The organism is Ruegeria jejuensis (genome assembly GCF_041537905.1).
Taxonomy (GTDB): Bacteria; Pseudomonadota; Alphaproteobacteria; order Rhodobacterales; family Rhodobacteraceae; genus Ruegeria_C.
This window is the reverse complement of record NZ_JBGRUO010000003.1, coordinates 1-17,633: the sequence shown is the minus strand read 5'-3', so window position 1 is coordinate 17,633 and position 17,633 is coordinate 1. Positions and strand designations below refer to the sequence as shown.

Genomic DNA, 17,633 nt, shown 5'->3' with positions numbered 1-17,633 from the left:
GGCCGAAAATGTATGCACAGATGGTGAAATCCACCGGTCATGGCGTGAAAACGCGCGACGAGATGAGCCCCGAAGAACGCGCCTTTCAGGATCGCATCGACCGGGGCGACAAGATCGAGCCCAAAGACTGGATGCCCGATGGCTATCGCCAGACGCTGATCCGCCAGATCGGCCAGCACGCCCATTCCGAGATTGTCGGCCAACTGCCCGAGGGCAACTGGATCACCCGTGCGCCGACCCTGGAACGCAAGGCGATCCTGCTGGCCAAGGTGCAGGACGAGGCCGGACACGGGCTCTATCTCTATTGTGCGGCCGAAACGCTGGGGGTCAGCCGTGACGAGTTGACCGAGATGCTGCTGGACGGGCGCATGAAATACAGCTCGATCTTCAACTACCCGACGCTGAACTGGGCCGATATCGGCGCGGTGGGCTGGCTGGTCGATGGGGCCGCGATCATGAATCAGGTGCCGCTGCAGCGTACCTCTTACGGTCCCTATGCCCGCGCCATGGTTCGTATCTGCAAGGAAGAGAGCTTTCATCAACGGCAGGGCTATGACGCGATCCGCAAGATGGCTGAGGGCACACCGGAACAACGCCGGATGGCGCAGGATGCGCTGGACCGGTTCTGGTACCCGTCGCTGATGATGTTCGGGCCCTCGGACAAGGATTCGATCCACTCCGCTCAGTCGATGGCGTGGAAGATCAAGATCAATACCAATGACGAACTGCGCCAGAAATTCGTCGATCAGACCGTGCCGCAGGCCGAATATCTGGGCCTGAGCGTCCCCGATCCCGATCTGACATGGAACGAGGATCGCGGGCATTACGATTTCAGCGAACCAGACTGGCCCGAGTTCTTCGACGTCATCAAGGGCAACGGACCCTGCAACACCGACCGGATGGCCGCCCGCAACAAGGCCTGGGATGACGGCAAATGGGTGCGTGACGGGTTGTTGGCCCATGGCGAAAAGAAACGTGCGCGCAACAAAGCCCGGCAGGTGGCCGCGGAATGAGTATGCTGCGCGCCATGCCGGTTCTGCAGGTCCAAGACGTGGTCGCCTCGGCTGCGTTTTATGAACGGCTCGGGTTCTTCCATCACGGCGTCTGGGGCGACCCGCCGGGCTTCTGCATCGTGCAGCGCGATGGCATCAGCATCGCGCTGGATGGCGGTGACGCGCCAGCTCCGACCAACCAATGGTGGGCGGCTTATGTCTATGTCGAGGATGTCACGCGCCTGCATGCGGAATTCAGCGCGCTTGAATTGACAGATCTGACCGAAATCCGGCGTGGCAACCCCTATGGCTGCGACGACTTTGACGTGATCGACCCTGACGGGCACCGCATCGCCTTTGGTCAGGATATGGAGCCTGGCGCAAGCGCCGGTCTGGCGGACCCCGCCGAGGCCCCAAGCGAATGAAGCATCTGGCCCAGATAAACATCTCGCATCTGAGATATGATGTGGATGACCGACGATTGCAGGATTTCCTGCATGGATTTCGCCGTGTGAACAACCTCGCCGAGCGCAGCCCCGGTTTTCAATGGCGCTATGTCGGTGACAGCGGCGTGGCGATGCAGACCACCCTGCCCGACCGGCCTGACATGATCGCCAACCTGTCAGTCTGGAACAGTATCGAAGCGCTGGAGCATTTTGTCTGGGCCACCGCGCACCGCCCGTTCTTTGATCGCCGGGCGGAGTGGTTTCGCCCCTTGGACAGCGCGCATTTCGCCATGTGGTGGGTCGATCCCGGCACCGAGCCAGGCCTCGAAGAGGCGCTTGCCCGGCTCGACCACCTGACTCAACACGGTGACAGCGATGTCGCGTTTGGCTGGACATATCTGCCGCAGGCAAACCGCTGGCGGCAAGCATGGGGCGCGGATGCAACCGCTCGGACAGGCGGCGCATCAGCGACCAAGGAGGAAGCAACATGAAAACCGAATGGCCCCTTTGGGAAGTGTTCATCCGTGGTCAGCACGGGTTGAGCCACCGTCACGTGGGCAGCCTGCATGCCCCGGATGCTGAAATGGCAATCAAGAATGCCCGCGACGTCTATACCCGCCGCAATGAGGGTGTTTCGATCTGGGTGGTCGAAGCGAATAACATTGCCGCCTCCTCGCCCAGCGACAAGGGACCGCTCTATGAGCCGTCAGAATCGAAGGTCTATCGCCACCCGACCTTCTTCGACATTCCCGATGATGTGGGGGCGATGTGATGGCGGATAGTAAAGCCTTCCAGCAGTTTATGCTGCGCATGGGGGACAATACTCTGGTGCTCGGCCACCGGGTCAGCGAATGGTGCGGCCACGCGCCGGTGCTTGAGGAAGACATCGCTCTGGCCAACACCGCGCTGGACCTGATCGGGCAGACGCAGATGTGGCTGGGGCTGGCCGCCGAGGTGCAGGGCGACGGCCAAAGCGCCGATGATCTGGCGTTCCGGCGCGACGTCTGGGACTTTCGCAATGTGCTGCTGGTCGAAATGCCCAATGGAGATTTCGGACAGACCATCATGCGCCAATTCCTGTTCGACGCCTGGCATTCGATCATGCTGACGCGTTTGCGCACCTCTTCGGATGCACGCGTCGCGGCCATCGCCGAAAAGGCCAGCAAAGAAGTGACCTATCACCTGGAACGCTCTGGCGACACGGTGGTCGGGCTGGGTGATGGGACCGAGGAAAGCCACCAGCGGATGCAGGCCGCGCTGGATTACCTCTGGCCCTATGTGGGTGAGATGTTTGCCAGCGATACGGTGGACGCGACCATGAGCGCCGAGGGCATCGCGCCCGACCCGGCCAGCCTGCGCGCAGAGTATGATGGCCTGATCGGACGCATCCTGAGCGACGCCACATTGACCATACCGGACGCGCGTTTCGCCCATAAAGGCGGGCGGGACGGGCGGATGCATACGGAACATCTGGGCCACCTGCTGACCCAGATGCAATGGCTGCCCCGCGCCTATCCCGATGCGACCTGGTAACCGCCATGGCTCAGCCTTCGACAGATCAGGTCTGGGACTGGCTGGATGCGGTGCCCGATCCCGAGATTCCGGTGATCTCGGTGGTGGATCTGGGCATCGTGCGTGACGTGGCCTGGGCGGGTGAAACGCTGACGGTGACCGTGACGCCCACCTATTCGGGTTGCCCCGCAACCTCGGTGATCGCGATGGATATCGAGACCGCCCTGCGCGATCACGGCGTGCGGCAGCTTGAGTTGAAAACGCAGATTTCACCCGCCTGGACCACCGACTGGCTCAGCGCGAAGGGCCGCGAGAAGCTGGAGGAATACGGTATCGCCCCGCCAAACCCTGCGGGAGGCCCGAAACACTGCCCCCGCTGCGGCAGCGCATTACTCGAAAAGGTCAGCCAGTTCGGCTCCACCCCCTGCAAGGCACATTGGCGCTGCACCGACTGCCTGGAACCCTTCGACTATTTCAAGTGCATCTGAGCCAGAGGCCAGGCGCACAAAGCACAAGGAGCGTGCGGATGGCACGATTTCACGACCTCGAAGTGACCGACATCCACAAGACCATCCGCGATGCGGTTGTTGTCACGCTGAAACCCGCAGCCGGGTCGGAAGAGGATTTTGCCTTCACCCAAGGCCAGTACCTGACCTTTCGCCGCGAGTTCGACGGGGAAGAGTTGCGGCGGTCCTATTCGATTTGTTCGGGGCTGGATGACGGCGTGCTGCAAGTGGGCATCAAGCGGGTCGAAGGAGGCGCGTTTTCCAGCTTCGCCAATGAGGCTTTGCAGGTCGGCGATACGCTTCAGGCGATGTCGCCCACGGGCAGCTTTCACACCCCTCTCAATCGAGATCTGCAACGGCACTATCTGGGATTTGCGGGCGGCTCCGGCATCACGCCGGTCCTGTCGATCCTCAAGACGACGCTGGCACGCGAGCCGCAATCGCGCTTCACATTGGTTTATGCGAACCGGGGCGTAAGCTCGATCATGTTCCGCGAAGAGCTGGAAGACCTCAAGAACCTGCATATGGGCCGGCTGAACGTGATCCACATCCTTGAAAGCGACGCGCAGGAGATCGACCTCTTCACCGGGCTGGTGACGCAGGAGAAATGCGCCGAGCTGTTCCGCAGCTGGATCGATATCGAGACTGTGGACACCGCCTTCATCTGCGGGCCCGAGCCGATGATGCTGGGCATCGCGGCGGCGCTGCGGGAACATGGGATGGAAGACGCGCAGATCAAGTTCGAGCTGTTTGCCAGCGCCCAGCCGGGCCGCCTGAAACACAAGGAAATACCGGGCGATACCTCCAGCGGCGCCAATCAGGCCAGCACCGCAATCACGCTGGACGGCGCGACGCAGACGATTACCATGGGCAAGGATATCTCGATCCTTGATGCGGCACTGCAAAACGCGGTGGATGCGCCCTTTGCCTGCAAGGCCGGTGTCTGTTCGACCTGCCGTTGTCGGGTCACCGAAGGAGAGGTCGAAATGATCGCCAATCACGCGCTTGAGGATTATGAGGTTGAAAAGGGCTATATCCTGTCCTGCCAGTCCTATCCGCTCACCGACCGCGTCGCGGTCGATTATGACCAGTGAGGAGACGCGCATGTCCGGGGAAATGACACTCGACGCCTATCTGGCCGCGGGCGGCATCCTAAGCAACCCCATCAACGTCCCGCCCCGCTACCGGGCGGAGTTGATGAAACTGATGGCCACCTTTGTGGACAGCGAGTTGGCCGGATCGGCGGGCTTTGCCGATATCGTCAACGAGGCGCCGGGCATCAAGGAACGCATTGCCGCCGCCAAGATCGTGCTGGAGAAAGCCGCAAATGCCGATCGCGTGCTTGCAGTGATGAGCGCGTTCGGTGTCGATGCCGATCGCTACGCCACTCACCACCCCTGGACCGCGCGACTGGCGCGCGATGCCGATATCGGCGCGACGCGCGGAGATCACGACATGCGGCTTGCGGTCTTCAACTATCCGCTACAGGGCTGGAACGATGCGGTGGTGATGAACCTGCTGATGGGTCGGGCGGTGGCGGTGCAACTCGCCGAGTTTTCGCTGGTCTCGTATCAACCGCTTGCCGAGGCGTTCCGCGCCATCGCGCCGATCGAGGCGCATCACGCGGAACTGGCCGAAGAAGGGCTACGCAAGCTGCTGGAAACCAGTGACAAATCAGGGCTGCAAAGCTCGGTCGACTATTGGTGGCCGCGCGTCGGGCAAAGCTTTGGGGCGGGGCAATCGCAGCGTTTCGAAACGCTGCGCGCCTATGGCCTGCGCCGCACCTCCAATACAGAGCTGCGCGCGCGATGGGTGGCGGAAACCGGCGCCAAACTCTCTGATCTGGGTCTGCAGACGCCCTAGGCACAACGCGACAAGGCGTTTGCGAGCGACTTCGAACTCGCTTGTCCGCGCTACAAGCCCCGGATGCCGCCCAAGGTCAGGTCGGCCACCAGCGCGGCATAATCTTCGCGCGCCTCGGACCCCGCGCCGCTGTTCCACATATAATACCAGTTAAGCATGCCAAAGACCGACATGGTCGCCCCGCGCAGCCGCGCATCGTCCTTGGCAAAAACACCCGGAGCCACGGCCCGCAACGCATCGCTCATGAACCGCACCATGTCGCGCTGGTACAGGCGCATCTGGCGTTGCTGATCCTCAGGTAGCGATGACATCGCGCCGATCTGCACCTGATGCTCATCGTCAGCCCCCTGATAGGCCAGCAAGATTTCGGCCACGATCCGACGCAGACGTGTTTCGGGATCGACCCCGGTCAGGTCGATACCGGTCACCCGATCACGCAGAGCACTTAGATAGGTATCGAGGATATCGAACAGGATCGCATCCTTGCTGTCATAATAGTGGTAGATATTGGCCTTCGATATCCCGCATTCCCGTGCCAGAATCGACATCGAGGCGCGGTCATACCCATCGCGCGCAAAGACACGCGCGGCCGATTTCAGTATCTGGTTGCGTTTCTGGTCGTGGTCTTTTGCAATTGTCCGGGCCAAGCCGTCACTCCTTGTTCCGGTTGTCGACAACGCGCCGCGCCTTGCCCTGCGAGCGTTCCACATCACCGGGATCGCCTACGATAATCTCGGTCGAAATGCCAACCACATCCTTGATCCGTTTACTGAGCATCCGCGCCGATGCCGTGCGGCTCAACTCGTCAGCGGCATCCGGCATTGCCTCGACATGCACCCGCATCGCATCCATGCGGCCCGCGGTGAACAGCTCGATCTGATAATGCGGTGCAAGCCCGCCGGTCGCCATCACCTGTTCCTCGATCTGGCTGGGAAACACGTTCACCCCACGCAGGATGATCATGTCGTCACTGCGCCCGGTGATCTTTTCCATCCGCCGCATCGACCGCGCCGTGCCGGGCAAGAGCCGGGTCAGATCGCGGGTGCGATAGCGCACCATCGGTAGGCCCTCCTTGGTGAGCGTGGTAAAGACCAGTTCGCCCATCTCGCCATCCGGCAACACCTCACCTGTTTCGGGGTCGATGATCTCAGGATAGAAGTGATCCTCCCAGATATGCAGCCCGTCTTTGGTTTCGACGCATTCATTGGCCACGCCCGGCCCCATGACCTCGCTCAGCCCATAGATATCGACCGCGTGCATATCAAAGGCCGCCTCAACCTCGGCGCGCATGGCGTTGGTCCACGGTTCGGCCCCGAAAATCCCAACCGAAAGCGAACAGTCGCGGGGGTCGAGACCCTGCTTGTGGAATTGCTCAAGAATGTTGAGCATGTAGGACGGCGTCACCATGATCGTGTCGGGGCGGAAATCCTGTATCAGATTGACCTGCCGTTCGGTCATGCCACCCGAGATCGGGATCACGGTGCAGCCCAACCGCTCGGCGCCGTAATGCGCGCCCAAGCCCCCGGTAAAGAGGCCATAGCCATAGGCCACATGCACCAGATCGCCGGGCCGTGTGCCGCTGGCCCGCATCGACCGCGCCACCAGATCGGCCCAGATGTCGATATCGCGTTTGGTATAGCCCACGACCGTCGGCTTGCCGGTGGTGCCGGAAGACGCATGAATGCGCAGGATCTGTTCGCGCGGCACGGCAAACAGGCCAAACGGGTAATTGTCGCGCAGGTCGGACTTGTAGGTGAAGGGGAACTTCCCCAGATCGCTCAGCGATTGCAGGTCATCCGGATGCACCCCCGCGTCGTCAAAGCGTTGCCGGTACATCGGCACATTGTCATAGGCGTGGCGCAGCGACCATTGCAGGCGCTCCAACTGCTGCGCGCGAATTTCATCTACCGAAGCGATCTCGATCGGGTCGAGCGTGCCCCGGTCCGGGGTCAGATCCTTCATGGCGTCTTCCTCGTCTCAGTCTTCGTCAAAAAGCGTGCCGCCGATCGCCCGCGAGCCGCCGCGGAACTCGGCGATCCTCTGGCCGCTCTGGTTGGTGACACTTACGTCGTAGATGCCGCTGCGCCCGGTCAGGCTGACCTCGCGCGCCTCGGCCCGCAACCGGTCGCCCAAACGCCCCGGCGCGAGATAGCTGATTGTATTGATCTGGGCGACGGTCGAGACGTTGCGGCTGTTGCAGGCAAAGGCGAAGGCGCTGTCCGCGAGCATGAATGTGACGCCGCCATGGCAAATGCCATGCCCGTTGCAATGATGCTCGGCTACCGTCAGTTCCAGCACCGCGCGGGCCTCGTCGACCTCGACCAGTTCCATCCCCGCCCATTTCGAGGCTGCATCCTCGGCCCACATGGCAGCGGCAGCTTTGGCGGCGCGTTCGGTGGGTGTCATAGTTATTGCCCCTGAAAAACCGGCGCACGCCTTTGCAGAAAGGCCGAGACACCCTCGGCATAATCCGCGCTCTCGCCGCAGGTTTTCATTGCGTCCGCCTCAAGCTCCAATTGAGCGGCCAGACTGTTGGTCGCGGCCGCCTGGATGCACTGTTTCGTCAGACCCAGACCCAGTGTAGGGCCCTGTGCCAGACGTGTCGTCAGCGCGCGGGCCTCTGTCATCAGCTCTACGTCAGGCAGCGCTTTCCAGATCAATCCCCATTCTTCCGCCTTCGCAGCGCTAAGAGGTTCGGCCGTCAGGGCCAGTCCCTTGGCCCGCGCCTCGCCCAGCAGGCGTGGCAGATGCCAGCTACCCCCGGTATCGGGGATCAGCCCGACCTTGGCAAAGGACTGGATGAAACGCGCGCTTTCGCCCGCCAGAACGATGTCGCAAGCCAACGCCAGATTGGCTCCGGCCCCCGCCGCAACCCCGTTGACAGCGCAGACGACCGGAAAGTCCAGCGACCGAATCAACCGCACAAGCGGCGCATAATACGTCCGGACCGTGTGGCCCAGATCAGGTGGCCCATCCATTCTTGCCGGATCGCGATCGCCCAGGTCCTGACCCCCGCAAAACCCGCGGCCTGCCCCGGTCAGTAGGATCGCGCGCGCGCCGTTCTGCTGCGCCTGCTCCAGCGCGGCGCGCAGGGCATGGTGCATCTCTTCGGTGAAACTGTTCAACCTGCCCGGGCGGTTGAGGGTGATTTCCACCCATTCCCCATGATCTTGCGCAAGAATCGTATCCGACATGTCCCGCCTGCTTTGCGAATATTTCAACAAACTTCTTGCATAAACCGAACGGTTGGTCAATAAATTCATCAACACGCCGAGCCCGCCTTTTGCCCGGGCCTGCAACGGGCCTGTATTGATGGTTACAAAATGAACCATTACCGCGACATGCAGGTGATCGATTTTCTGAGGGAGGAAACGAAATGGTCAAATTCACCAAACTGACGACGCTGCTTGCCGGGGCGGCCTTTGCCCTGTCCGGCACGGTGGCGCTTGCCGCCGATTATACGCTGACAATCTCAAGCTGGGCACCGCCCACGCACGGCATCAACGCCAAGATGTGGCCGAAGTTCGTCGAGATGGTCGAAGAGGCCACCGATGGTCAGGTCACCGCAGAGCTGAAGCTGGGCATCGCCCCGCCGCCCGCGCAGATGGACCTGATCATGGACGGTGCGGCGGATGCCTCGATCATCTTCCATGGCTATCAACCGGGTCGTTTTGTCACCACAAAGCTGATCGAACTGCCGGGGTATGACGGCTCCGCCGAGGATGCCTCGGTCGCGTATTGGCGCGCCTATGATAAATACCTGCGCGACGCGGACGAACATCGCGGCGTGAAGGTCATCGCTCTGCACACCCATGGCCCGGCGCAGCTGCATTCCAACGCGGCGGTCACCTCGCTAGATGACATTTCCGGCCTCAAGGTCCGTATTCCCGGCGGCGTGGGTGGCGATGTCGGCTCAGCACTGGGCGCGACCGGTATTCAGGTCCCTGCCCCGAAAGTGTACGAAACACTGGCATCCAAGGCCGCAGATGGTGTTGTGATGCCGTTTGAATCCCGCAAGGGCTTCAAGCTGACCGAAGTGGCGCAGAACGTTTATGAAATGCCTGGGGGTCTTTATCGCGGCTCGTTTGCCTTCATCATGAACGAGGACAGCTTTGCCGATCTGCCCGCAGATCTGCAGAAAAAGCTGGACGATCAGGTCTTTGGCGAACCGCTGAGCCGCGAGATCGGCAAGATCTGGGATGAGATCGACGCCGAAGGCCGCGCTGCCACAGAAACAGCGGATGGCAATGCGATCAACGAAGCCTCAAGCGACGATCAGTCCAAATTCGCAACCATCGCCGAAGAGGTCCGCGAAAAGGTGATGGCCGAAATCTCCGAGGCGGGCGTGGACGCCAAGGCCGCCTATGACCAGATCAAATCGGACATGTCCGGTAGCTGAGCGATCTGCGATCCGGCGGGTTCCCTCGCCGGATCGCCTCCTGTGACGAGGCTTTTTCATGACATCCCTCACCCGATTGGCGCGCAATCTAAGCGTTGTCCCGATTGCGACCGCATGTGCGGCGCTGTTTATCCTGATGGTGATGACCTTCTGCGACGTGATCCTGCGTTCGGCCTTCAACGCACCAATTGAGGCCGCGACCGAGCTGACGCGCATCCTGATGGCCATCATGGTCTTTTCGGTGCTGCCCATCGTCTCGGTCACCAACGGGCATATCGCGGTTGATCTGACTGATGGTGTCTTTCACCGCTACCGGCTGAGCCGGGCACGGGACGCGGTGATTTACCTGGCGAGTGGTATCATGCTGATCTGGCCGGTGCAGCGGGTCTGGGTGCTGGCTGAGCGTGCGCGTGGCTATGGCGATGTCACCGAGTACCTATCGATCCCGGTCTACCTGATCGGGTGGTTCATTGCAGCGGCCACCGCAATCACCGCTTTTGCTATGGTGATCGTCGGCCTGATGCATATCTTCTCCCCCGCCGCACTAAGGAACAGCCCGCAATGACCGCAGCCCTTATCGGATTTGCGCTGGTGCTGATGCTGGTGCTGGTGCGCCTGCCCATCGTTTTTGCGATGGGTCTGGTTGGTACGCTGGGCTTTGCCTATGAGCGCGGTGGCTCGATCTTTTCGGAACGCGGGTTGAAGGCCGCCATGTCCATGGTCGGGCGGCAAATCACCGATACCGCGCAGGATTACGGGTTGTCGGTTGTCCCGCTTTTCATCCTTATGGGACTGTTTGTGAACAAGGGCGGCATGGCGCGCGAGCTTTATGCGGTCTCGAACGCGTTTCTGGGCCATATGCGTGGCGGTATCGCGATGGCGACCGTGGCCGCCTGTGGCGGGTTCTCGGCCATCTGCGGATCGTCACTGGCCACGGCCGCCACCATGTCCAAGGTCGCCATGCCGGAAATGCGCCGCTATGGCTATTCCGACGAGTTGAGCACCGCGTCCATTGCCGCCGGTGGGACCCTGGGCATCCTGATCCCGCCCTCGGTCATTCTGGTGATCTACGGGCTGCTCACCGAGACCTCAATCGGCAAGCTGTTCATGGCGGGAATCATCCCGGGCGTGCTGGGCATCCTGTTTTATCTCTTTGCGGTGCGCTGGACCGTGTGGCGCAATCCTGCCTCGGGTCCTGCGGGTGAACATGCTGGTTGGTCAGAGCGCCTCCGGGCTCTTGGATCGGTCTGGGCGGTGCTGCTGCTGTTCTTCTTGGTGATCGGCGGGTTGTACGGGGCCTTTGATTTCGAGCCGCTGAACCTGACCTTTTCTCCCACCGAGGCGGCGGGCATGGGCGCGGCAGGGGCCTTCCTGATCGCGCTGTTTCGAGGCGGGCTAACGCCGTCTTCCACCTTCGAGGTGCTGAAAGAGACCTGCCTTACCGCCGCCGCGCTGTTCTCGGTGCTGATCGGGGCGCAGATATTCTCGAACTTCATCAACCTTGCCGGTCTGCCCGAAGCGCTGATCGCCATGGTCACTGCCTATGATGTTGCGCCGTTCGTTGTGATCCTGATGATCCTCGGCATCTACATCATCCTGGGCTGCGTCTTTGAATCGCTGTCGATGCTGCTGCTGACGGTGCCGATCTTTTTCCCGCTGGTCACCTCGCTGGGATATGATCCGATCTGGTTCGGGATCGTGGTGGTTGTGGTCACCGAAATCTCGCTGATCACCCCGCCCGTCGGCCTGAACGTGTTCATCCTGAAAGGGGTGGTGGGCGATGTGTCGACGGGCACGATCTTTCGTGGCGTCACCCCGTTCTGGATCGCCGATATCTTCCGGCTGGCGCTGATCGTGCTGGTGCCGGTGATTGTCCTCTACCTGCCGCAGCAGATGGGCGCGTTGGGACATTAGGCAGGAAAAGCGGCCTGAGCGCCCCTGCGAAACGCAAAGGAGTTGCCATGACTGTCTTGCAAATCTCCAGCTACGCCGCCGGATCCTGGGTCGCGCCGGGCGGCGGCGCACGCGCCGTCGCATCGGCAATCACCGGGCAGCCCCTGGCCCAGGCTGGCAATGATGCGCTGGATGTGCAGGCCATGCTGGCCTATGCGCGGGACATCGGCGGACCTGCTCTGCGGGCGCTGACCTTCCATGACCGCGCGCGGATGCTGAAAGCGCTGGCGCAAGCGCTGAGCGATCACAAACAGGCGCTTTATGATCTGAGCTTCGACACCGGGGCCACCCAGAAGGATCACCTGATCGACATTGATGGTGGCATTGGCACCATGTTCGTCTTTGCCTCCAAGGGTCGGCGCGAGATGCCGGACGGGCAGGTCTATCTTGACGGTGACGTCGAACAGCTCAGCCGCAATGGCAGTTTTCTGGGCCAGCATATCTGCACCCCGCTGCACGGTGTCGCCATCCATATAAACGCTTATAATTTCCCGGTCTGGGGCATGCTGGAAAAGCTTGCGCCAACCTTGCTGGCGGGTGTGCCTGCCATCGTCAAACCCGCCACCTCCAGCTGCTATGTCACCGAACGGGCCGTCCGGATCATGCTGGACAGCGCCATCCTGCCCGAAGGCGCGCTACAGCTTGTCTCGGGGGGACTGGGCGACATGCTGGACCATCTCGGCGCGCAGGATGTGGTCAGCTTCACCGGCTCGGCGACAACCGCGCTAAAGCTGCGCCAGACCCCGGCAATTGTGCAGAATGCGGTGCGCTTTGTCGCCGAACAGGACAGCCTGAACGCTTCGATCCTTGGCCCCGATGCCGCGCCCGGCACCCCGGAATTCGACCTCTTCATCAAAGAAGCGCATCGCGAGATGACCACCAAGGCCGGTCAGAAATGCACCGCCATCCGCCGCATCCTGACCCCAAGCGCCCATGTGGAGGCAGTGATTGAAGCCCTGTCCACGTGTCTGGCGGACACCACAATCGGTGACCCCCGGCTTGAGGCGACAGACATGGGCGCGCTGATTTCCAACGCGCAAAAGGCGGATATTCTGGCAAAGGCTGATATCATCGGTCAAGAGGCAGAGCGGGTGTTTGGCGACCCTAATACCTTTGACGGCAATCCCGGCGCCTTCCTGTCTCCGATCCTGTTCCATTGCCCCGACCCCGATCGCGCCCGGCGCGTTCACGATACCGAGGCTTTTGGCCCCGTTTCGACGATCATGGGCTATTCCGATCTGGATCACGCGGCGGCGCTGGCCAATCGCGGCGGCGGCTCGCTGGTCACCTCGCTTGTCACCAATGAAGCGGCAATCGCGGCCCGTTTGGTGCACGGCGTCGCCGCTTGGAACGGGCGTCTCTACATCAACAACCGGACCTCGATGCAGGAAAGCACCGGCCATGGGTCGCCCCTGCCGCATATGGTGCATGGCGGGCCGGGTCGCGCAGGCGGCGGCGAAGAGATGGGCGGCATACGTGGCGTGAAACACTATATGCAGCGCACTGCCGTTCAGGCCTCGCCCGAAATCCTCTCCGCCATCGGCAAGATTTGGGTCCCCGGCGCGTCGGAAATCAAATCCCCGGCCCACCCCTTCACCCGCAGCTTTGACGAACTGGAGATCGGCGAAACGCTGCATACCCCGGCGCGCACGGTAACGCTGGACGATATCGAACATTTTGCGCAGTTCACCGGTGATACGTTCTATGCCCATATGGATGACGCCGCCGCCAAGCGGAACCCGTTCTTCACTGGTCGCGTCGCCCATGGTTACCTGCTTCTGAGCTTTGCCGCCGGTCTTTTTGTGCAACCCGACGAAGGCCCGGTGCTGGCCAATACCGGCCTTGACGCTTTGCGCTTCATGCAGCCGGTCAGCGCCGGGGACAGCATCAAGGTGCGCCTGACCGTGAAACAGAAAACCCGCCGAAATGCGGAATATGGTGAGGTGCGTTGGCACGTCACCCTCACCAATCAAAATGACGAAAAGGTCGCCGAATACGAGCTGCTGACCATGAATAGCATTGCCGCACAACCCGTTTGAAGGGGGAACGTTCTTTCTGGAACTCACTCCTCACCGGGCGTTGCGACCGAGAAATGCTCCTCTATTCTTGCTGGGCTATTATGAGAACAAACGCGATCACGTTCGTGATGAGCCCCCCCGGCGACTCTTGCAGCGTTGTTGGTTCGGGTCGCGATTCGCTGCGAATGGCTTTTGGTAGGTCACGATGATTTCTGACGCTACGTCGCATTGATTGCTTTGCCTGCCTGCTAAATTGACGTAAACGTAAGCCACCTATCAATTTTTTGACCAGGCGGTCAATAAGTGATGCGAGCTGCCCGTTTCTTCCCCCTTACGACAACACAGACTTTTCCTAGATGCGGGGTGTCGCTGTGGACCACCACTCACGGCACTTAGGTCCTTGAGCCCACGTTTGGAGTTCGGACACGGTCCACAGCGACGATTTTGAAAGCTATCGTGTTGAAGGAATCTGAAGATGCAAATCAAGTCAATTCTCAACCGCTTCACGGTGGCTGACCCGGCTCGAACTCCCGTTTCAACCGATGCAGACGCGGCATCTTCGGACAGCGGCAACAAGGTGCCTTTGTTAGAGAGGTCGGAACTCACGGCGCTGTTCCAAGCTGTGCTTGACGAAAAGCGACGCGATCTCCCTTCGCGGCGCGGGTGAATCCCGCCCTCATCCGGTCCCGCCGCACCTTTCGTCCGCGAGCGATGCTTCAAGCGACTGTTGGGTTTCCCATGATGTACGTTGTTTGACGCTGACATCGTCACGCCAAGGGCAGAAACGGCTTTCGTTGCGCCACGATGTCTATCTTGCATGTGCTCTTGTCCTTAGGGCCAAATTGGAATGGCGCTTGGATGGAGCAGATTCTAAGCTTGCGGAATGACAAAACCCAACCCCTGGTTTGACACTGCCGTTGCGCGGCTTGCCGACCCGCAGGCCTTCAAGGTGTGGTCTGTGATCGTGTCCCTGTTCGGCGATCTGGCGCAACAACCCGCCGATCGTGTCTCGGGGGCGGCGCTCACGGCGATCCTGCAGCCGATGGGTTTGAAGCCCGAGGCGATCCGCGTCGCGTTGCACCGGCTGCGCAAGGATGGCTGGATCGACAGTAACAGGATCGGGCGTGGATCGGTGCATTTCCTGACCGATTACGGTCGTGCCCAATCCGCCGCCGTGACCCCGCGCATCTATGATGAACACCCGACCCCCGCATCGGACTGGCACGTGCTGATCGCCGAGGATGGCCGCGCAGCAGACACGCTGAACACGCTGCTGTTGACCGAGGACTATATCGCGCTGGGACGCCACGCCGCGCTTGGCTCCGGCCCGCTGCCCACCGAGTGCGAGGACCTGATCGGCTTTACCGCAACCGCCCCCGCTATTCCCCAATGGCTCAAGATCCGGCTCTTTCCCGACGACCTTGCGCAGGCCAGCGCCACGCTGCGCGACGCCGCCCGCACGATCAGCGCCGACAAGCCGCACACCGAGGCTCTGAGCACGGTCCAGATCGCCACGCTACGCACATTGGTGATCCATCGCTGGCGCCGGGTGGCCCTGCGCCACCCGGTCTTGCCGCCGGTGTTTCACCCCAGCGACTGGCCCGAACCGGAATGCCGGCGCAGTGTTTTCCGCCTGCTCGCCGCTCTGCCCCGCCCATCAGTTTCTGCGATCAACGACAGCCTCTGAGATCAGCAGCCAACCGCAGGTGGACAAGACCGCATAGGGCGATAAGTTAAGCGCAGAGCTTTTCAGAAGGATTTCTGCCGCATGGTGACTTTGCTCTGGACCCTTCTCGTCATTCTGGCGCTGCTGGGCGCGGCACATCTGTGGACCCGGGCCATCACACGCGAGGCCGAAACCCTTATTCCGATGGCCGGAACCCGGCTCGACCTGCCCGGAGGCGCAATTCACTATGTCGAAGCCGGATCGCATGACGCGCCGAGCCTGGTGCTGATCCATGGCCTGTCGGGCAAGCTGCAGCATTTCACCTATGCCATGATGGACGATCTGGCCCGCGACCATCGCGTGATCGCGCTGGACCGGCCCGGCTGCGGCTATTCCTCCCCGTTCGATGCCTCTGCCAAAGGGCTGTCGGCGCAAGCCGAAGTGATCGGAATGTTCCTGGATCGTCTTGAGGTTCAGAACCCGGTTCTTGTTGGTCATTCCCTCGGCGGCGCGCTGGCCCTGGCGATGGCGCTGGAGCGACCGGACAAGACGGCGGGCATGGCGCTGCTGTGCCCCTTGACCCACCCGGTCGACGCAGTACCCGAGGTGTTCAAGCCGCTCGAAATCAGCGGCCCGCGCCTGCGCAATTTTGTGGCGCAAACGCTTTACGGCCCGTTTGGCAAGCTGCTCCGAGGCCGCAACCTGCGCCTTGTCTTCGCACCCGAACCCGCTCCGGATGATTTCATGACCCGCGGCGGCGGCCTGCTGGCCCTGCGCCCCAGCGCCTTTTTGAGTTCCTGCGCCGATCTGCAAGCCTCGGCGGGCAGCATCGAGGCACAAGCCGGGCGGTATGACACCCTAACGGTTCCAGGTGCGGTTCTTAATGCGGCAGGCGACGAAATCCTCGACCCCGTCACGCAGGGCCGCCCCATGCGCCAATTTGGACTGGGCTATGAAGAGTTGGATAATCGCGGTCACATGATCCCGATCACCGCCCCCACGGAATGCGCCGACTTCGTCCGCCGAATTGCCGCCAAATGCCACGCCGAAGGCGCGACAAGCACCGGAACATAGACCGCCGCGAGAGAGCGCAAAAAACACGCCGCCTTGCCACACTTCTCTCTTGACCCTCTCGGGCACCTCGCTTAAATCGCCTCTCACCGTGGCGGAGTAGCTCAGTTGGTTAGAGCAGCGGAATCATAATCCGCGTGTCGGGGGTTCAAGTCCCTCCTCCGCTACCATCGCACCCACCACCTTTTCATCAAGACCTGAGATCAGTGCGGCCATGTCGCCAACGATTTCGACAGGTATGCAATCATCCACCTTGGGGAAAACGATGATATGTGAGACCAACACTCGCAAAGCCTCAAGGGCTTCGCCTGGGAATTTTGTGTGGGCGGAATTGAGACGCGCGGTCAATTTAGTGATGGCGGCGAGGTAGAGTTTCTCGGCATCTTGGATAATTTCAGGTTCTTGCCCGCTTTCGGCAGCAACCGCAAGCTCGGCTTCGTGCTGTTCCAGCCGTCTCTTGGTGTCCTGGATTCGCGTGATCGCATCCGGACCGTCAATTACTCCATTCACATAGAGGTCCATTACCCTTTCATTGGCCATCTTCGCTTTCGATACCGATTTTTTCAGGCTCTCTATTTCATCTGCCTTGCAGTTCGAGAAACTGCTCATTTCCTCCTGATAAGCCGCAAGGTATTCGTGTGCATGGTTCGCAGTTAGCAGATATTCTTCGATCTGCGCAAAAACAGCCTTTTCAATAAGGTCGAGGCGAGGTTTTTGAGTGTTGTCACACGATCCACTTTCCCGCGCTGTCGAGCACCGTATTCTGATGGCATTTCCATTGCGGTCGTGGATCGACATACCGCCACCGCAAGCTCCGCACCGAAGCAAGCCGGAAAAAGGCCGCGTAGGTTTCTTGGTCGATTTCCCGGAAGCATGCAGTCTTGAGCGCTCTTGAAGGCGTTCTTGAACAGCGTTGAAAGTTTCCGCATCGACAATTCGAAGATTCTCTGCTTCCTTCACCAACCATGCGCTCTCTTCGTTTGGTCGGCTTACTCGCTTTCCGGTATCTGGATGGAGAAGCATCTCGGTTCGGTTCCAAATTGAAACGCCGCCATACTTTGAGTTCCTAGGTTCTGGACCTATTAATTTTGTTGCCGTCATCCCGCCTGCGTGATTCATGCCCGTGAGTTTCAGGGGTATAACATGAGCAATCTATTCTGGCTGACCGATGAGCAGATGGCGCGGCTTCAGCCTTACTTTCCAAAGA

At 60.9% G+C, this 17,633-nt stretch carries 19 protein-coding genes, 1 tRNA gene and 1 pseudogene; 16 read left to right on the top strand and 5 right to left on the bottom strand.

Going from position 1 to position 17,633, the window contains the following annotated elements:
* Positions 1–8: 8 nt before the first annotated feature.
* Genes paaA through AB1E34_RS04375 form a run of 8 tightly spaced genes read left to right on the top strand, consistent with a single transcriptional unit; the run spans position 9 to position 5,319 of the window.
* Positions 9–1,013 carry a 1,2-phenylacetyl-CoA epoxidase subunit PaaA gene (paaA, locus tag AB1E34_RS04410; protein ID WP_372571125.1) on the top strand — a complete coding sequence of 335 codons (1,005 nt, stop codon included), beginning with the start codon at positions 9–11 and terminating at the stop codon, positions 1,011–1,013.
* The gene (locus tag AB1E34_RS04405; protein ID WP_372571124.1) at positions 1,010–1,417 is read left to right on the top strand and encodes a glyoxalase superfamily protein; all 408 of its coding nucleotides are present in this window, start codon (positions 1,010–1,012) and stop codon (positions 1,415–1,417) included. Before paaA ends, AB1E34_RS04405 begins: the two co-directional genes overlap by 4 nt.
* The gene (locus tag AB1E34_RS04400) at positions 1,414–1,929 is read left to right on the top strand and encodes a DUF3291 domain-containing protein (protein ID WP_372571123.1); all 516 of its coding nucleotides are present in this window, start codon (positions 1,414–1,416) and stop codon (positions 1,927–1,929) included. The genes AB1E34_RS04405 and AB1E34_RS04400 overlap by 4 nt, the downstream gene beginning before the upstream one ends.
* On the top strand, positions 1,926–2,210 hold the full coding sequence (gene paaB / locus AB1E34_RS04395; RefSeq protein WP_372571122.1) for a 1,2-phenylacetyl-CoA epoxidase subunit PaaB: 285 nt from the start codon (positions 1,926–1,928) through the stop codon (positions 2,208–2,210). Before AB1E34_RS04400 ends, paaB begins: the two co-directional genes overlap by 4 nt.
* Positions 2,210–2,971, top strand: coding sequence for a 1,2-phenylacetyl-CoA epoxidase subunit PaaC (paaC, locus tag AB1E34_RS04390; protein WP_372571121.1), 762 nt, complete (start codon positions 2,210–2,212; stop codon positions 2,969–2,971). Before paaB ends, paaC begins: the two co-directional genes overlap by 1 nt.
* 5 nt (positions 2,972–2,976) lie before the next feature.
* Positions 2,977–3,438: a 1,2-phenylacetyl-CoA epoxidase subunit PaaD gene (paaD, locus tag AB1E34_RS04385; RefSeq protein WP_372571120.1), complete on the top strand. Its 462-nt coding sequence runs from the start codon at positions 2,977–2,979 to the stop codon at positions 3,436–3,438.
* Between the two features lie 38 nt (positions 3,439–3,476).
* The gene (locus tag AB1E34_RS04380; protein WP_372571119.1) at positions 3,477–4,550 is read left to right on the top strand and encodes a 2Fe-2S iron-sulfur cluster-binding protein; all 1,074 of its coding nucleotides are present in this window, start codon (positions 3,477–3,479) and stop codon (positions 4,548–4,550) included.
* 10 nt (positions 4,551–4,560) lie between these two features.
* Positions 4,561–5,319 (top strand): Phenylacetic acid catabolic protein, encoded by a 759-nt coding sequence (locus tag AB1E34_RS04375; protein WP_372571118.1) that lies wholly within the window; start codon positions 4,561–4,563, stop codon positions 5,317–5,319.
* Positions 5,320–5,369: 50 nt separating this feature from the next.
* Here the strand turns inward: AB1E34_RS04375 and AB1E34_RS04370 are convergent, their stop codons facing one another.
* Genes AB1E34_RS04370 through paaG form a run of 4 tightly spaced genes read right to left on the bottom strand, consistent with a single transcriptional unit; the run spans position 5,370 to position 8,513 of the window.
* On the bottom strand, positions 5,370–5,966 hold the full coding sequence (locus AB1E34_RS04370) for a TetR/AcrR family transcriptional regulator (protein ID WP_372571117.1): 597 nt from the start codon (positions 5,964–5,966) through the stop codon (positions 5,370–5,372).
* 4 nt (positions 5,967–5,970) lie between these two features.
* The gene (paaK, locus tag AB1E34_RS04365; protein WP_372571116.1) at positions 5,971–7,281 is read right to left on the bottom strand and encodes a phenylacetate--CoA ligase PaaK; all 1,311 of its coding nucleotides are present in this window, start codon (positions 7,279–7,281) and stop codon (positions 5,971–5,973) included.
* 15 nt (positions 7,282–7,296) lie between these two features.
* Complete coding sequence (gene paaI, locus AB1E34_RS04360) at positions 7,297–7,725, bottom strand: hydroxyphenylacetyl-CoA thioesterase PaaI (protein WP_372571115.1); 429 nt, start codon at positions 7,723–7,725, stop codon at positions 7,297–7,299.
* 2 nt (positions 7,726–7,727) lie between these two features.
* Positions 7,728–8,513, bottom strand: coding sequence for a 2-(1,2-epoxy-1,2-dihydrophenyl)acetyl-CoA isomerase PaaG (paaG, locus tag AB1E34_RS04355; protein ID WP_372571114.1), 786 nt, complete (start codon positions 8,511–8,513; stop codon positions 7,728–7,730).
* A gap of 182 nt (positions 8,514–8,695) precedes the next feature.
* On the opposite strand from paaG, the gene AB1E34_RS04350 reads away from it, so the two are divergent.
* From AB1E34_RS04350 to AB1E34_RS04315, 8 genes are all read left to right on the top strand, one after another.
* Positions 8,696–9,718: a TRAP transporter substrate-binding protein gene (locus tag AB1E34_RS04350; protein ID WP_372571113.1), complete on the top strand. Its 1,023-nt coding sequence runs from the start codon at positions 8,696–8,698 to the stop codon at positions 9,716–9,718.
* 58 nt (positions 9,719–9,776) lie between these two features.
* On the top strand, positions 9,777–10,283 hold the full coding sequence (locus AB1E34_RS04345; protein WP_372571112.1) for a TRAP transporter small permease: 507 nt from the start codon (positions 9,777–9,779) through the stop codon (positions 10,281–10,283).
* A complete protein-coding gene (locus AB1E34_RS04340; RefSeq protein WP_372571111.1) occupies positions 10,280–11,632 on the top strand; it encodes a TRAP transporter large permease in 1,353 nt (450 codons plus the stop codon). Before AB1E34_RS04345 ends, AB1E34_RS04340 begins: the two co-directional genes overlap by 4 nt.
* Before the next feature lie 47 nt (positions 11,633–11,679).
* A complete protein-coding gene (gene paaZ / locus AB1E34_RS04335; protein WP_372571110.1) occupies positions 11,680–13,710 on the top strand; it encodes a phenylacetic acid degradation bifunctional protein PaaZ in 2,031 nt (676 codons plus the stop codon).
* 862 nt (positions 13,711–14,572) lie between these two features.
* Complete coding sequence (locus AB1E34_RS04330; protein WP_372571109.1) at positions 14,573–15,376, top strand: PaaX family transcriptional regulator C-terminal domain-containing protein; 804 nt, start codon at positions 14,573–14,575, stop codon at positions 15,374–15,376.
* 81 nt (positions 15,377–15,457) lie between these two features.
* Positions 15,458–16,429: an alpha/beta fold hydrolase gene (locus AB1E34_RS04325; RefSeq protein WP_372571108.1), complete on the top strand. Its 972-nt coding sequence runs from the start codon at positions 15,458–15,460 to the stop codon at positions 16,427–16,429.
* A 90-nt stretch (positions 16,430–16,519) separates the two neighbouring features.
* A tRNA-Met gene (locus AB1E34_RS04320) sits at positions 16,520–16,596 on the top strand.
* A gap of 151 nt (positions 16,597–16,747) precedes the next feature.
* The gene (locus tag AB1E34_RS04315; RefSeq protein ID WP_372571107.1) at positions 16,748–17,083 is read left to right on the top strand and encodes a hypothetical protein; all 336 of its coding nucleotides are present in this window, start codon (positions 16,748–16,750) and stop codon (positions 17,081–17,083) included.
* Positions 17,084–17,107: 24 nt separating this feature from the next.
* Here the strand turns inward: AB1E34_RS04315 and AB1E34_RS04310 are convergent.
* Positions 17,108–17,527: pseudogene (locus AB1E34_RS04310) on the bottom strand (recombinase zinc beta ribbon domain-containing protein); the annotation flags it as partial.
* Between the last annotated feature and the right edge of the window lie 106 nt (positions 17,528–17,633).